Origin of the sequence: Pseudovibrio sp. Ad46 (assembly GCF_001623065.1) — a bacterium.
GTDB lineage: Bacteria > Pseudomonadota > Alphaproteobacteria > Rhizobiales > Stappiaceae > Pseudovibrio.
Window position 1 is genome coordinate 45,304 of the sequence record NZ_LMCG01000027.1, and the last position, 15,667, is coordinate 60,970.

At 52.4% G+C, this 15,667-nt stretch carries 16 protein-coding genes; all 16 read left to right on the plus strand.

The genetic code is table 11. The annotated features are described in order from the left end of the window. The first annotated feature begins 45 nt into the window (after window positions 1-45). The 16 genes from PsAD46_RS05270 (at window position 46) to PsAD46_RS05345 (ending at window position 15,586) form a co-directional block, all read left to right on the plus strand. Complete coding sequence (locus tag PsAD46_RS05270) at window positions 46-1,149, plus strand: ABC transporter permease (protein WP_063306320.1); 1,104 nt, start codon at window positions 46-48, stop codon at window positions 1,147-1,149. Between the two features lie 10 nt (window positions 1,150-1,159). Continuing rightward, complete coding sequence (locus PsAD46_RS05275; protein ID WP_057464188.1) at window positions 1,160-2,128, plus strand: ABC transporter permease; 969 nt, start codon at window positions 1,160-1,162, stop codon at window positions 2,126-2,128. Between the two features lie 11 nt (window positions 2,129-2,139). Next, on the plus strand, window positions 2,140-2,544 hold the full coding sequence (gene cdd / locus PsAD46_RS05280) for a cytidine deaminase (RefSeq protein ID WP_063306321.1): 405 nt from the start codon (window positions 2,140-2,142) through the stop codon (window positions 2,542-2,544). Between the two features lie 2 nt (window positions 2,545-2,546). Beyond that, entirely contained in the window at window positions 2,547-3,353 is an 807-nt protein-coding gene (locus PsAD46_RS05285) for a purine-nucleoside phosphorylase (protein ID WP_063286755.1), read from the plus strand. A gap of 14 nt (window positions 3,354-3,367) precedes the next feature. After that, the gene (deoC, locus tag PsAD46_RS05290) at window positions 3,368-4,147 is read left to right on the plus strand and encodes a deoxyribose-phosphate aldolase (RefSeq protein WP_057464250.1); all 780 of its coding nucleotides are present in this window, start codon (window positions 3,368-3,370) and stop codon (window positions 4,145-4,147) included. Window position 4,148: 1 nt separating this feature from the next. After that, entirely contained in the window at window positions 4,149-5,465 is a 1,317-nt protein-coding gene (gene deoA / locus PsAD46_RS05295; RefSeq protein ID WP_057464185.1) for a thymidine phosphorylase, read from the plus strand. A 99-nt stretch (window positions 5,466-5,564) separates the two neighbouring features. After that, entirely contained in the window at window positions 5,565-6,785 is a 1,221-nt protein-coding gene (locus PsAD46_RS05300; RefSeq protein ID WP_063291340.1) for a phosphopentomutase, read from the plus strand. Window positions 6,786-7,035: 250 nt separating this feature from the next. Next, a complete protein-coding gene (locus tag PsAD46_RS05305) occupies window positions 7,036-7,911 on the plus strand; it encodes a phytanoyl-CoA dioxygenase family protein (RefSeq protein WP_063291341.1) in 876 nt (291 codons plus the stop codon). A 3-nt stretch (window positions 7,912-7,914) separates the two neighbouring features. Further along, window positions 7,915-8,916, plus strand: a complete 1,002-nt coding sequence (locus PsAD46_RS05310; RefSeq protein ID WP_063291342.1) for an adenosine deaminase — start codon at window positions 7,915-7,917, stop codon at window positions 8,914-8,916. A gap of 243 nt (window positions 8,917-9,159) precedes the next feature. Continuing rightward, window positions 9,160-10,395: a DUF1688 family protein gene (locus tag PsAD46_RS05315; protein WP_063306322.1), complete on the plus strand. Its 1,236-nt coding sequence runs from the start codon at window positions 9,160-9,162 to the stop codon at window positions 10,393-10,395. 127 nt (window positions 10,396-10,522) lie between these two features. Then, window positions 10,523-11,152: a uracil phosphoribosyltransferase gene (gene upp, locus PsAD46_RS05320; protein WP_057464180.1), complete on the plus strand. Its 630-nt coding sequence runs from the start codon at window positions 10,523-10,525 to the stop codon at window positions 11,150-11,152. A gap of 171 nt (window positions 11,153-11,323) precedes the next feature. Further along, window positions 11,324-11,986, plus strand: a complete 663-nt coding sequence (locus tag PsAD46_RS05325) for a phosphoribosylanthranilate isomerase (RefSeq protein WP_063286760.1) — start codon at window positions 11,324-11,326, stop codon at window positions 11,984-11,986. Between the two features lie 164 nt (window positions 11,987-12,150). Further along, on the plus strand, window positions 12,151-12,660 hold the full coding sequence (locus PsAD46_RS05330) for a TIGR02281 family clan AA aspartic protease (protein WP_208981677.1): 510 nt from the start codon (window positions 12,151-12,153) through the stop codon (window positions 12,658-12,660). A gap of 142 nt (window positions 12,661-12,802) precedes the next feature. Then, on the plus strand, window positions 12,803-13,795 hold the full coding sequence (locus PsAD46_RS05335) for an aldose epimerase family protein (RefSeq protein ID WP_063306323.1): 993 nt from the start codon (window positions 12,803-12,805) through the stop codon (window positions 13,793-13,795). A gap of 47 nt (window positions 13,796-13,842) precedes the next feature. Continuing rightward, on the plus strand, window positions 13,843-14,892 hold the full coding sequence (locus tag PsAD46_RS05340; protein ID WP_063306324.1) for a histone deacetylase family protein: 1,050 nt from the start codon (window positions 13,843-13,845) through the stop codon (window positions 14,890-14,892). A gap of 250 nt (window positions 14,893-15,142) precedes the next feature. Continuing rightward, a complete protein-coding gene (locus PsAD46_RS05345) occupies window positions 15,143-15,586 on the plus strand; it encodes a DUF805 domain-containing protein (RefSeq protein ID WP_057464176.1) in 444 nt (147 codons plus the stop codon). Window positions 15,587-15,667: the final 81 nt, after the last annotated feature.

The window sequence follows — 15,667 nt, forward strand, 5'->3', positions numbered from 1 at the left end:
TAACAACAAAATTTGCTTTGACCTGACATTTGGGGGAACACAGAAATGAGTAAGGGGCAACTTCCTCGTTGGGTTGACTACGGTGTTTTACCGGCCCTCAACCTGCTCGCGGCATTTATCATCTCTGGCTTGGTCGTTGTAGTAATTGGCGAAGATCCATTCGAAGCCGTTAAATGGCTCGTTTGGGGTGCTTTGGGGTACGGTGAAGGCTTTGGCTATACACTGTACTACGCAACAAACTTTATCTTTACCGGTCTGGCTGTGGCAGTCGCCTTCCATGCTGGTCTGTTTAACATTGGTGGTGAAGGTCAGGCCTATGTCGGCGGTCTGGGTATCGCTCTGGTCTGCCTCGCCATGGACCGCTTTGTGCCATGGTGGGTGACGTTCCCATTCGCGATTATCGGTGGTGCTGTATTCGGTGCAGCCTGGGCATTCATTCCGGGTTACCTGCAGGCAAAGCGCGGCTCTCACATCGTTATTACGACGATCATGTTCAACTTCATCGCATCCGCGTTGATGGTGTACCTGCTGTCTAACATCCTGATCCCTCAGGGTACGATGTCCCCATCCTCTCGTAACTTCGAGGCTGGCGGTCAGCTTCCGCTGCTCAGAAACGTCTTCACAAGCTTCGATTTCGGTCAGTCTCCTGTGAACCTCGCGTTCTTCCTCGCTCTCGCTGTTTGCGTGGTGGTTTGGCTTCTGATCTGGCACACCAAGCTTGGCTATGAAATCCGCAGCTTCGGTGCAAACCCGGATGCAGCTGCCTACGCTGGCATCTCCCCGGTGCGCATCACTGTTGTAACCATGCTGATTTCCGGTGCTCTTGCTGGTTTGATGGGCATCAACGTTGTGATGGGTGAGCAGACACGCTTGCTTCTCGACTTCGCAGGTGGTGCAGGCTTCGTTGGTATCGCGGTAGCGCTGATGGGACGAGGGCATCCGATCGGGATTATTCTCGCCTCCATGCTCTTTGGCCTGCTCTATCAGGGCGGCGCAGAGCTGGCGTTCGAAATCCCAACAATCTCACGCGACATGATCGTGGTCATTCAGGCCCTGGTTATTCTCTTCGCTGGTGCTCTTGAGCATATGTTCCGCCCAGCAGTTGTAGCGTTCTTCGATCGCTTCTCATCAAGCACAGCAGAAGCATAGGGAGACGGACATGTTAGACACAATCATTCTTGTTCTCGACAGCACATTCCGCCTGTCAACTCCTCTTCTGTTTGCGTGCCTTGCTGGCCTGTTTTCAGAGCGCTCCGGTATCGTTGATATCGGTCTGGAAGGTAAGATCCTCGGTGCAGCTTTTGCTGCCGCTGCCGCAGCCTACGTCTTCCAGAGCCCGTGGATCGGCCTTCTGGCGGGTATCATGGTTTCCGTTATGCTGGCATTGGTGCACGGTTACGCATCTATCAGCCAGCGCGGCAACCAGGTGGTTTCCGGTGTGGCGATCAACTTCCTTGCAGCTGGTCTGACCGTATTGCTGGGTCAGGCATGGTTCTCTCAAGGTGGACGAACACCGGCTCTGTCTCCGGCAACCCGCTTTGAAAGCCTCACGCTGCCATTCGCCGACACTCTGGCAAACGTGCCTGTGCTGGGTCCGATCTATGCCAATCTGATCTCTGGTCACAACATTCTGGTTTATGCATCTTTCGCTGCCGTACCGTTGACCTGGTGGATCATTTTCAGAACCCGCTTTGGTCTGCGTCTTCGCGCAGTAGGCGAGAACCCTTCCGCAGCTGACACAGCAGGTCTATCAGTAACACTGCTACGTTACCGTGCGACAATCATTTGTGGTATTCTCTGCGGGTTCTCTGGTGCTTACCTGTCTGTTGCTCAGGGCGCCGGATTTATTAAAGATATGAGTGCGGGCAAGGGCTTTATTGCTCTGGCAGCTCTTATCTTTGCAAAGTGGAAGCCAGTGAACGCCATGTTCACATGCCTTCTCTTTGGTTTCCTAGATGCATTGGCAATCCGTCTTCAGGGCCAGGAAATTCCTGGAATTGGTGAAGTGCCTGTTCAGGTCTTCCAGGCTCTGCCTTACGTGCTGACTGTGGTTCTTCTTGCCGGCTTTATCGGTCGCGCAATCCCACCGAAAGCATCTGGTATCCCATATGTTAAAGAGCGTACATAAGGACAATAATAATGAGCGCATTTGACAAGCTTTTTGAAGAAGCAAAGGCGGCAAGAAAAACCGCCTATGCGCCATACTCTAACTTCAAGGTGGGCGCTGCATTGCTCACCACTGATGGCAAAGTGGTCTCCGGGTGTAACGTCGAAAACGGCGCCTACCCGGAAGGCACCTGTGCTGAAGGCGGAGCAATCGCGGCAATGATCCGCGGTGGCTCCACCAAGATCAATGAGGTTGTAGTGCTGGCAGACGCCGCGCTGTGCACACCATGCGGTGGGTGTCGTCAAAAACTTTCTGAATTTGCAAGCAACAAGCAGATCAAGATCCATGTAGCCAACCTCGAAGGTCTGCGTAAAACCTTCACCATGGAAGAACTGCTGCCTGCTGGCTTTGAATTGAATGAACAGATTGAGGATTGATTATGAGCGGATTTGGTAAGGAATCAGCGGAAATTGTACGCGCTGCTCGCCCAGGTGATTATAAAGTTGGGATGATCCTCGGTTCTGGTCTGGGTTCTCTGGCTGACGAAGTGGAAGACGCGGTTCGTGTGTCTTACAACCGTCTCACCGGTTTCCCTGTCTCTTCTGTTACCGCGCACGCAAGTGAGCTGGTTGCAGGCACTCTGGAAGGTGTCCCGGTTGTTATTCTGTCCGGTCGTGCACACTACTATGAGAGCGGCAACCCATCCGTGATGCGCACTCCGCTTGAGACCCTCAAAGCACTTGGCTGTGACACAATCGTTGCAACCAACGCTGCAGGCTCCTTGCGTGAAAATATCAAGCCGGGTTCTCCAATGCTGATCAATGACCACATCAACTGGTCTGGTCTGAACCCGCTCATCGGCGAAGAAGACGAGAGCCGTTTCCTCGATCTTTCCGCCGCATACGATCCAGAGCTTCGTGAGCAGCTCAAAAAAGCAGCTGCTGAAACTGGTGAAGACCTCGAAGAGGGCGTCTACATGTGGTTCTCCGGCCCGTCTTTCGAGACACCGGCAGAAATTCGCATGTCTCAGGTGCTCGGTGCTGATGCCGTTGGCATGTCTACCGTACCGGAAGTGATTATGTCTCGCTTCCTCGGCATGCGCGTCGCAGCAATCTCCACCATCACCAATATGGGAGCTGGCCTACAAGCCCACGGCCTCTCTCATGATGAAACCAAGGAAATGGCCCCGCTCGGAGCGGCCAAGATCAAAAAGATTTTGCGTGCCTTCCTCAAAAACATGGCTTGAAGGAAACTGGCAAAATGACCGAAGCATCAACAAAAGAAATAGCAAAGCGTGCTCTAGGACTTATCGATCTAACCAACCTGAATGATGACTGCACCGCAGAAGATGTAGCAGCACTTATTGAGCGCTCAACTACACCTTACGGTCACACCGCAGCCATCTGCATCTGGCCTCGCTTTGTAAAGCAGGCTGCTGAGCTTCTGAAGAACTCTCCAGTTCGCATCGCGACTGTTGTGAACTTCCCTGCTGGTGGTGAAGACACTGCAGCAGTGATCGAAGAAACCAAAAAGGCTGTTGCTGACGGCGCGGACGAAGTTGATCTCGTCATGCCATATCGCGCATTCGCAGAAGGCCGTCGTGGTTTCGCCGAAGACCAGATCAAACAGGTTCGTGGCGCAATTCCTGCTCCAGCACAGCTCAAGGTTATCCTTGAAACCGGTGAGCTGAAGGATCCTCGTTTGATCCACCTGGCTTCTGAAATTGCAATTGCACAGGGCGCAGACTTCATCAAAACCTCAACAGGTAAAGTGGAAGTCAACGCAACTCTCGAAGCTGCGGAAATCATGCTCAACGTACTGCGTGAAACTTCTAAGGAAGATCACCGCGTTGTTGGCTTCAAGCCAGCTGGTGGTGTGCGCACTGTAGAAGAAGCAGCTGAATACCTGAAACTGGCTGACGACTTGATGGGCAGCAACTGGGTATCCTCAGCAACGTTCCGTTTCGGCGCAAGTGGCCTGCTTGATGCAGTGCTCGCTGGCATCGAAGGCCGTGATAACGACACTAAAGAGACCTACTGATATGCTTCCTCAAGAAATCGTTCGTAAGAAACGTGAAGGCGAAGTCCTGACAGCTGAAGAAATTCAGTTCTTTGTAAAGGGCATCACTGATAACAGCGTAACCGAAGGGCAGGTTGCTGCTCTGGCAATGGCCGTGTTCTTTCAGGGTCTCAGTGTTGACGAGCGTGTTGCACTGACACTCGGCATGCGTGACAGCGGTGACGTTCTTGACTGGTCCGACATCGGCGCACCAGTCGTTGACAAGCACTCCACGGGTGGTGTTGGCGACAACGTTTCTCTGATGCTTGCGCCTGCACTTGCTGCAAACGGTGCTGCTGTTCCAATGATCTCCGGTCGCGGCCTCGGCCATACCGGCGGTACTCTGGACAAGCTGGAAACCATTCCGGGCTACTCCGCAAAACCATCCAACGAACTGTTCCGCAAGGTTGTTCGTGAAGTTGGTTGTGCGATCATCGGCCAGACTGGCGACCTCGCACCTGCTGACAAGCGCTTCTATGGTATCCGTGACGTGACCGCGACTGTTGAGAGCATTGATCTCATCACCGCGTCCATCCTCTCCAAGAAGCTGGCGGCTGGCCTTGAAACTCTGGTTCTCGACGTTAAGTGGGGCACCGGCGCATTCATGGCGAACTACGAAGACGCGAAAGCTCTGGCTGAAAGCCTCGTTCTTGTTGCAAACGGTGCAGGTCTCAAAACCACCGCATTGCTCACAGATATGAACGAGTCTCTGGCATCTGCAGCTGGTAACGCGATCGAAGTTCAGAACGCTGTAGACTTCCTGAAAGGCACCCACGTTGACAATCGTCTGTGGGATGTGACCGTTGCAATTGGTGCAGAAGGTCTTGCCAACTCAGGTCTTGCTGATAGCGTTGATGACGGTAAGAAGAAGATGGAAGAAGCCTTCACCTCTGGTAAGGCAGCTGAACTCTTCGGCAAGATGGTCGGCGAACTCGGCGGTCCAAACGACTTCATGGAGAAGCCGGAAGCATACCTTGCAAAGGCTCCGATCCAGCGCGCAATTCATGTGCCAGAAGCATCTTTGGTGACTGGTGTTGATGCACGTGCAGTTGGTCTCGCAGTTGTTGAACTTGGTGGTGGTCGTCGTGCCGCAGCGGACGAAATCGATCCTGCTGTTGGTCTCACAGACATCGCTGGTGTTGGCACGTCCGTAGATAGCGAAACTCCAATCGCCGTCATCCACGCACACACCGAAGATCAGGTAGAGCGTGCAGAGAAAGTTCTGCGTGACGCTTACACCTTTGGTTCTGCGGCGGACGTTAAAGAGTTCGACACAATCCGTGACCGTATTGCGCCTTAATCTGCGCAGCAATAATTAACTGGCAGGACAGCCTCTCACCTCTTTTGAGCAGACAATTATCTGATTGAGAGCTGTCCTCCAAAAACTAAGGAAACGCGAATGCCACGCGCAATTATGTGTGTACTCGACAGCTTCGGTATCGGCGCAGCCGACGACGCTGACAAGTTTGGCGATGTCGGCTCCGACACCCTTGGTCACATTGCCGATGCATGTGCAGAAGGTAAAGGCGATAAAGAAGGTCTGCGCAGCGGTCCTCTCTCCTTGCCAAACATGGATCGTCTTGGACTGGGTGCTGCCGCTCGTGCATCCACTGGTAAAGACATTAAAGGCCTGGATTTCTCCGGCACGCCAGAATCCCATTGGGGTTTTGCTGCTGAAGTTTCCAACGGCAAAGACACACCATCCGGTCACTGGGAAATTGCTGGCGTACCAGTCACATTCGACTGGGGCTACTTCCCGGATGCGAACCCGTCATTCCCTGCTGAGTTGATCGAAAAGATCATCGAAGTTGGTGAACTCCCGGGTGTTCTGTGTCTGACGCACGGTTCTGGCACTGTTGTCATCGAGGAATTCGGTGAAGAGCACGTCAAAACCGGCAAGCCAATCATCTACACTTCTGCAGACAGTGTTCTTCAGATCGCTGCCCACGAAGAGAGCTTTGGCCTTGAGCGCCTGCTGGATCTCTGCGTGAAGTGCCGCACACTGGTAGACGAATACAACATCGGTCGTGTGATTGCCCGTCCGTTTGAGGGCTCTGTTGAAGCAGGCTTTGAGCGGACTGCAAACCGTCGCGACTACTCTGTTTTGCCACCAGCTCCAACTGTTCTGGATCGTCTGGAAGATGCTGGCCGTCAGGTGATTGCTGTCGGCAAGATCTCCGATATTTATGCAGCGCAAGGCATCACCAAACTGCTGAAGGGTGCTGGCAACGATCAGCTCTTTGACCGCACGTTGGAAGCAATGGATCTGGCGAAAGACGGAGACCTTGTGTTCTCCAACTTCGTTGACTTCGACATGCTCTACGGCCACCGCCGTGACGTGCCGGGTTATGCCGCAGCTCTGGAACACTTCGACAAGCGTCTGCCAGAGATGATCGAAAAGATGAACGACGGCGACCTGCTCATTCTGACTGCCGACCACGGTTGTGACCCAACCTGGAAAGGCACAGACCACACACGTGAGCATGTTCCTGTACTGGCTCTGGTGAAAGGCGAGAAGGGTTCCAACATCGGAAAACGCCCGACTTTCGCTGATATGGGCGAGTCCGTTGCCAAACATCTTGGAATTTCAACTGGCGAAAACGGAAATAGTTTTCTGTAGATCCACTAGGAAATTTTGAAAATAAGCCGGGCAAGCATTGTTTGCCCGGTTTAGTGTACCGCGATATATTTCTGAATTGCCTATGATTTGCAATTGTTAGAGTGCGTTCCGTTTGTTTGGACACAATCAAACGGCAAGAATTCACTCCAATAAAAATGTTGGAGCATGATGCGTGACTTTAAAGGAACGCGGCATGCTCTGAGGATGCTGGGAGAGGCATCCGTCGTGTTACATGAGAGGGGAATGCAGCATGCAGGCTCGCACGTTTACTGCACAGCAAGATGGAAGCTTAACGCCTGAGATGAAGCAGGCGTTCGAAGAGGATGGCTTCCTCGTTCTTGAAGGATTTGCATCGCCGGAAGAGTGCGATCAGTTGAAAGCACGCATGGCTCACCTGATTGACGAGTTTGACCCGTCAACAGTCGCGTCCGTGTTCGAGACCAATGCGCAGACGCATGCGAAGGACGCTTATTTCCGTGAAAGCGGTGATAAAATCCGTTTCTTCTTCGAGGCAGAAGCATTTGACGAAAATGGTGCTCTGACCAAAGACAAACATCAGGCACTGAACAAAGTCGGCCATGCCCTGCATGACTATGACCCTGTGTTTGAACAGTTTTCACGCTCCCCGAAAATGGAACGCGTGGCCAAAGATATCGGACTGACAGAGCCACTGCTCGCTCAATCCATGTACATCTTCAAACCGCCTCACATCGGCGGAGAAGTAAACAACCATCAGGACTCCACATTCCTCCACACAGCGCCGTTGACCTGCACAGGCTTCTGGTTCGCTTTGGAAGATGCGGATGAAACCAACGGTGGTTTGTATGGCGTTCCAGGTGGTCATCAAGGACCGCTTCGCAAACGCTTCCATTACAACGGCGAAGGCCTTGTGATGGAGACCCTAGACGAAACCCCACTCGAAAAATCTGCAGATGATGCGGCGCCACTTGTTGCCCCGAAAGGGACCCTTGTTATCCTTCATGGACTTGTGCCGCACAAATCTGCTCCGAACCGCTCTGATAAGTCCCGTCATGCCTATGCTGTGCATATGGTAGACGGAACTGCAAAATGGTCGGATGACAACTGGATTGTTCGGGCTAAAGACAAGCCAATGCACGGATTTTAAGAAATGAGACCAAAGCAGAACGTGGTGCCACGCGCCGAACTGCACTGCCACATTGAAGGTGCAGCACCTCCAACGCTCGTAAGAAAGTTGGCAGAGCGCTATGATGTAGACTTGGGTGATCTGTTCGACACCAACGGAGCCTACAGCTGGCATGACTTTACCACCTTTATTCAGCAGTATGATGTTGCAGCATCTCTGTTCCGCCGCCCGGGCGACTATGCAGAACTAGCTGAAACCTACTACAAGATGCTGGCAGCTGAAGGCGTGATCTATGCGGAAGTGTTCATCTCTCCCGATCATGCAATCAAAGCAGGCCTGAGCTACAACTCCTATCTGGAAGGCCTCATAGCCGGTCTGGAACGTGCGAAAGCAGACACAGGCATCGAAGGCCGTCTGGTTCCACTCGGTGTGCGTCATGAAGGAGCTGAGTCCGTTGAAGGCGCAGTCAAGGCTGTCATCGACAACCCACACCCAATGGTAACAGGCTTCGGTCTGGCTGGTGACGAGCGCATTGGCCCGGCAAAGGACTTTGAAAAAGCCTTCGCTATGGCCCGCGAAGCTGGTCTCGGCCTCACAGCCCATGCTGGTGAGTTCGGCGGTGCTGAAAGCGTACGTGACGCACTGGATTACCTGAAGATCACCCGTGTTGGTCATGGTGTGCGTGCAGTAGAAGACGATGCGCTGGTTCAGCGTCTTGTGGACGAGGAAATCACCCTTGAGGTGTGCCCACATTCCAACATTGCACTCGGTGTCTACTCAAACCTGCGCTTCCACCCGGTAAACATGCTGCGTCAGGCAGGTGTGCGTATCACCCTCAACTCCGATGATCCGCCATTCTTCCACACAACGCTTGGCCACGAGTATGTTGAAACATCTCGTGTGTTTGGCTGGACGCGTGACATCCAGAAATCCATCACAAAGAATGCGCTGGAAGCAGCGTTTGTTGATGAGGAAACCCGTGCTGTTCTTCTAAAGCGTTTGGACACTTTAACTGAAGAAGCATGAGTTTTTGCTTGAGTTGAGTGTGCATAAGCAGGAAAACTGGCATAGCCGGGTTTCTTATGCTCAAAACCTCAGAGCATAGATTGCAAAAAGCCCGTACCTTCATAAAAAGGTGCGGGCTTTATAGCGTAGATCAGTGGGGCATTTTAAGCTTCGGGGCAGACGTTGCATAAGGCCGATTCCGGCAAACCAGAAATACGAGTGCTTTACAGGCCTCACCAGGCAAAACGATAGGAACCGACGAAGATGGAGATGCAAGCATCGCAGGCTTTGTCCTTGCTCAACGCAAAAGCAGTTCGTGAACGCTCACATATGCTTTTGGAGCTGGGATTGCAGGGCGAACTTGAGCATTTTGCTGTTGATCTGTCTCACCTTGCAGAAGCTGCCCGCAGAACACTCGCTGCGACCGACAACACCTATCCAGACCGGCAAATTCCATTTCATGCCCGCTGGCGCCAGTTTGAGACCGGTGGCATAGACCGCTGGGGCATGTTGGCTGGTGCACGACGCTTTTCTGATGTGCAGGGCATGGGCCGTGCAGCTTGCGATCTGGCGATTGTTTCAGCGCTGCTGGATGCCGCCGCTGGTGAACACTGGACGTATCGCGAAGCAATCACCAATGAGACCTTCAAGCATTCTGAGGGTTTGGCGATTGGTTCACTGGCCATGTTCTCGGCTGGTTTCTTTTCTCACGAGCCGCTGGACCCACTCAGGGCAGATGCCATCACCTTGTTCCGTCTGGACAAGGATGAACTCGCAGAAGGCTTACAAATTACAGAGAAGAACCAGCTCATCGGGCTGGATGGGCGACTGTCTTTGCTGAACCGTCTGGGAGAGGCTGTTTCTCTCCGCGACGATCTGTTTGGCAAAGAAGATGAGCCACGTCCGGGCGGTCTCTTTGATATCCTCTATGAGGAAGGGCAAACGGGCCCTCTGGATGCAGAACGGATTCTGGAGCTGGTTCTGGATGGATTAGGGCCGATCTGGCCCAATCGTGAGCAGATCGACGGTGTGATCCTCGGGGACACATGGCGTCATTCCAAGGTCACAACTCAGGACAAAACCACCAATCTTGTCCCTCTTCACAAACTTTCTCAATGGATTGCTTATTCTTTAGTTGAACCTCTGTCGTGGGCTGGTATTGAGATGACAAACATTGATGGTTTGACTGGCCTTGCTGAGCATCGCAATGGCGGACTGTTTTTGGACACGGGCGTACTGCGCTTGAAAGATCCGAAGCAGTCTCTGAACAAACACGAAGTAAGCAGCGAGCTGGTTGTTGAATGGAGAGCGCTCACGATCGCTCTTCTCGATAAGCTCGCGGATTGGATTCGGGCAGATTTGTCTGTCTCCCGGGACCAGCTTCCACTGGCATGTGTGCTGGAAGGTGGGTCTTGGGCTGCAGGACGACAAATTGCCCTTGAAAAACGAGGTGATGGATCTCCACCCCTGATGATTATCAGTGATGGAACCGTTTTTTGATCTATAACCTTTCGTCAATTGCACCCGAGAATATCAGGTGCCTAACTAAGACACGCACTGCCATGTACATGCTGACAAAAGGCAGCTGCATATAAAAGACCCGACTGGGTTGAAAAAGAGGAACACGATGTCCGGCGCAACCGTAATCGCACACCCGCTGGTCCAGCATAAGCTGACCCACATGCGGAGAAAAACAACCCCGACGCAGGACTTCCGCCGCTTGCTGCGCGAAATCTCTTTGTTGCTGTGCTACGAAGTAACACGCGATTTGAAGATGACCACCCAGTCCATCGAGACACCAGTTGCTGAAATGGATGCACCGGTTCTGGCTGGTAAAAAGCTTTGCTTCGCCTCCATCCTGCGTGCTGGTAACGGCCTGCTGGAAGGCATGCTTGAGCTGATCCCATCTGCACGCGTTGCACATATCGGTCTCTACCGCGATCCTAAGACCCTTGAAGCCGTTGAATACTACTTCAAAGCGCCTCAGGAGCTGGAAGAGCGTCTGGTGATCGTTGTTGACCCAATGCTGGCAACTGCAAACTCTGCGATTTCTGCTGTAGACCGCCTGAAGAAGCGCGGCGCAAAGAACATGGTGTTCGTTTGCTTGCTGGCTGCTCCTGAAGGTGTTGCGCGCTTCAACGAAGCACATCCTGACGTGCCAATCTACACTGCGTCCATCGATGAAAAGCTCAACGAAAAGGGCTACATCATCCCGGGTCTCGGTGATGCTGGTGACCGGATGTACGGTACAAAATAAACTTTCTTGGTTTAGAAGCGTCAGGCATCAGGTCTGGCGCTTTTTTCTTGAAGGCATCCTCAAGAAATACAGACAGAAATACCGGAGACGATACGCATCTCAAAACTGTGTATTCGTCCTTTATGAGGTGTAGACCGTGTTGTAAGGTCATGCGCGCAAGGGGATGATGGAATGCCAAATAAAGCTCGTACCCGTTTGAAGGTTTGCTGTATTTCAACTTCGGGTGAAGCAGCCACCGCTGTTGCTTGCGGCGCCGATGCTGTCGGTCTTGTTGCCCACATGCCGTCCGGTCCCGGTGTGATCGAAGATGACCTCATTCTCAATATTGCCCGGCAAGTCCCGCCAGCTGTAGCAACCTGGCTCCTCACATCACGTACCACAGCAAAAGACATCGTCGAGCATGTGCTCACCTGTGGCACCAACACGGTTCAAATTGTCAAACCAATTGATCCGGGCGAATATCAGGAACTGCGTCTGGACCTGCCTGCCTGCACACGTATTGTGCAAGTTGTTCATGTTGAAGACGAGTACTCCTTTGAAATCGCACAGGAATATAGCCGCGTTGCAGATGCGGTTCTGCTCGATTCAGGCCGCCCTTCAGAAAATGAACTCGGCGGAACAGGCCGAACTCACAACTGGGATCTAAGCCGCCATATTGTCGAGAAACTCGATATTCCGGTATTCCTTGCCGGTGGACTAACCCCTCAGAACATCATCGAGGCAGTTGAGACTGTAAAACCCTACGGCGTAGATGTTTGCAGCGGCGTGCGTGTAAATGGTCGCCTCAACCGAACTCGACTGTCAGAATTTGCTGCGGCAATTGCCTGTACCTGAGTTCTAGGTAGATCTCCGGAAATCTTAGGTTTTTAATTAGAATTCTTGCCTTTTTCTTCGGCTCGGCTGTATACCTATGAAAAGTAATGGGCAAAACACTGAGTGATCTCTGAACACGGCGAAAGACCGGGATGTTGTGGTGCCCAGAAGATGTGGGGGCGCACGTGCAACGTTATATCTGGGTCATGGTTGTCGTCATTTGTGTCGCGTTGATCGTGCCCAAGGTGCTCGAAGAGCGCTTGCTGGGCGTCGTTGAGGTGCACGAATCTCAGAGTGTAAACGAACCTCAGAAAACCTCAAAACGCATCACCAGAATTCGCAAGTCTCCCAACGGCCACTTCATGGCGACCATCAAGATCAATGGTCACAAGACCTCAGCTCTGATTGATACGGGTGCAAGTTTGCTCGCCATACCTTACAGCATCGCACGTAAGGCTGGCATAAGGGTGCGCAACGAAGATTTCACTGTCGAAGTGCGCACTGCAAACGGCATCACATCGGGGGCATCAGCCTCTATTTCAAATCTCTATCTGGGTTCAATTCATATACGCAACGTTAAAAGCCTAATCCTTAAAGATGAAGCGCTCTCACAGGTGCTTTTAGGGATGTCTGCGTTGAACAGGCTTGGCAAAATCACGCTCGGCAACAAAGAACTCGTGATCGCGCCAAGATAACCAAAAAAATAAACCCTGCTTTCTGCTGCTCTTAGACTGGCGGTATCCTTTTGTCTTGCTTGTACTAATTCTCGTTTCATAGGAGGTTGGTATGGAATGAATGACCTGAGGGGAGGCAGGTCTGCAATGGAAAGGGAAAGCAGTGGCTATTCGTGATTTCGGTGAACTGGAAAACCGGGAAATTGTCAAAGAAGTGACACTGCATGGCGGCAACCTTACCGCAAGCATCCTCACCTATGGCGCCACAGTTCGCAGACTGCAACTGGGAGATCGCGACCTGACGCTCGGCTTTGACAATCTGCGCGACTATGAACTCCACTCCCCGCACATGGGCGCGACTGCAGGCCGCTGCGCCAACCGCATCGCAAGCGGTTGTTTCTCAATTGGCTCTGAAGAATTTCAGCTCTCTGTGAACGAAGGCGGACGACATCACCTGCACGGTGGGCACAAAGGCTTCGCCCATCGGATCTGGACCATTGAAGAAGCCAGCGAGGACAGTGTTTTGCTCTCTTTGGAATCTCCGGATGGCGAAGAGGGATATCCGGGCACTGTCCAGATCACCTGCCGCTATACCCTGACCAAAGACAACACGCTGCGCATCGAATTCTCCGGCACCACAGACAAGCCAACCCTGCTGAATCCGGCGCACCACAGCTACTTCAATCTGGGCGATCATGAGGATGTTACCAGGCATCGGATCATGATTCCTGCGCGCTCTTACCTCCCTGTTTCTGATCAGCTGATCCCGACTGGTGAAAACGTTGATGTGGCAGGAACACCCTATGATTTCCGTGAGATGCGCGAGATTGCCGACGCACAGGATTCACGCTTCGATAACAATTTTTGCCTCAGGCAGTTCCGTCTGAAAAAGCCTGAGCTATCCGCTGTGGTGTTTGAGCCTGAGACCGAGCTCAAGATGGAAGTCTGGTCAACAGAGCCCGGCATCCAGTTCTATGACGGCAGTTCCCTCAATACCCCGGTTCCGGGCTTTGGCGGCAAAATGTATGGCCCAAGAGCGGGCCTGTGTCTGGAACCTCAATGCTGGCCAGACAGTCCAAACCATGAAGAATTTGCGTGTTCCACGCTTCAACCCACTGAGCACTATCTACAAGTAACCGAGTACCGTTTCATCTGATGTGCAAAGGAGAGACAGCACATCAGTTGTTGTAAAGGACGATAACAGTGAAGACCATTTTCTCACCTGATCAGCTGTTGCATGCCCCGACCAAAGAAATCTCTGATGGGCAGTTGGTTCCTGCCAATGAGGTCCCGTCTCGTGCCGAAATTGTTCTTGCGCACCTCAAAAAAGCGCAGTTCGGTGAGGTGCTTACACCAAATGAGTTTTCTCTGGACCCAATCCTCAAAGTACATGATGCAGATTATGTTACCTTTCTGCAGGATTTCTGGAAGCTTTGGCTGGCAGAGGGGCGCACAGTAGAAGAGGTCTTCCCGTTCGTCTGGCCCGTACATGGTCTCAGACATGACATTGTGCCCGATCACATCGACGGAAAGCTTGGTTTTTACTCGTTCGATGCAGGCTCGCCCATGGGTGAACACACATGGGTCGCAGCGCGCAAAAGTGCGGAAACCGCTCTGACAGGGGCGGAGTTGATCCTGTCAGGTGATAACTCCGCCTTCGCACTCTGTCGTCCTCCGGGCCACCACGCACACCGTCGCCTTTATGGTGGCTATTGCTTCCTGAATAATGCAGCGATTGCCGCGCAATACCTGCGAGATCAAGGCGTTGCCAAGGTCACGGTCTTCGACGTGGATTATCACCATGGCAACGGTACTCAGGCAATCTTCTATGACCGCGCTGACGTACAGTTCCTCTCCATCCATGCAGACCCGAAGGTTGAGTTCCCTTATTATCTCGGCCATGCGAATGAGCGGGGCTTGAAAGAGGGCGCAGGGTACAATCACAATTATCCTCTGCCACACGGCACTGCATGGGCTCAGTGGGAGGAGGCGATGGAAGACGCCTGCCACTCCATCGAGAAGTTTGCGCCGGATGTCATCATAGTCTCTCTGGGCATGGATCCGTATGAGAATGATCCGATCTCTCAGTTCAAGCTGAAGACGGAAGATTTCACAAAAATCGGTGCCCGCATTGCCAAACTAGGTAAGCCAACCTTGTTTGTGATGGAGGGCGGATACGCTGTTGGGGATCTGGGCATCAATTGCACCAAAGCACTAAGCGGATATCTCGATACTGTGAAGGTTGGCTCCTAATCAGCTAACACGCTCAGAAACCTATGTTTTATGTAGTGACGGGGAAAGATCTTTCCCGCCACTTGTGTCTTGCCGCAATGCCCCTCTTGAAAGCGGCCCACAATATGCGTACATCCTTGCGAACTGAAATTTCTTAAAGCGTATTCCCGTAAGGTGGGGAACGGTTTACGGATAACAACACGCGAGACCACGAGGGATTAGAGCAGCACAGCCAGTCTGACGAAAGGCGGCTGCTTTAAGTGATCAAAGAATGCCAGAGCAAAATCTAAGAAAAACAAGCCTTCTGTGGTTATTTTGCAATCCGTTTGGACGCATCTCCAAAGGCGTCTACTGGCTGGCAACGGCACTGATCTTCTGTGTTTTATCCATCGCAGTGAATGTCGCCACAAGTTCGCTTGCCGATACTTATATCGAAAACGGAACATCAGATCTCACACTGGCACAGGCCTACAGTGACCTGCTGACTACAAATCCGTTGCTGTACCCCTTGCTGCTTATCGCAAACTTTATGGTGTTCATGCTGGTGATCAAGCGGTTACAGGACCGTGGTGTCACTGGTTTCGTTGCGCTGACACTCTTCTTGCCATTCCTGAACCTTCTGGTGCCAATCATTGTTGGTTTCCTAAAGAGCCAGGAAGGCCCGAACAAATACGGTCCGGCATCCAACACCCGCCCATTACAACGCAAAAAATAAGCGTTTATGTTGAGATTTTGCGTTGCTATGTGCCAGTGAATATCACGAAGTGCTGGCAACTCGTGATTGACCATCAGGCAC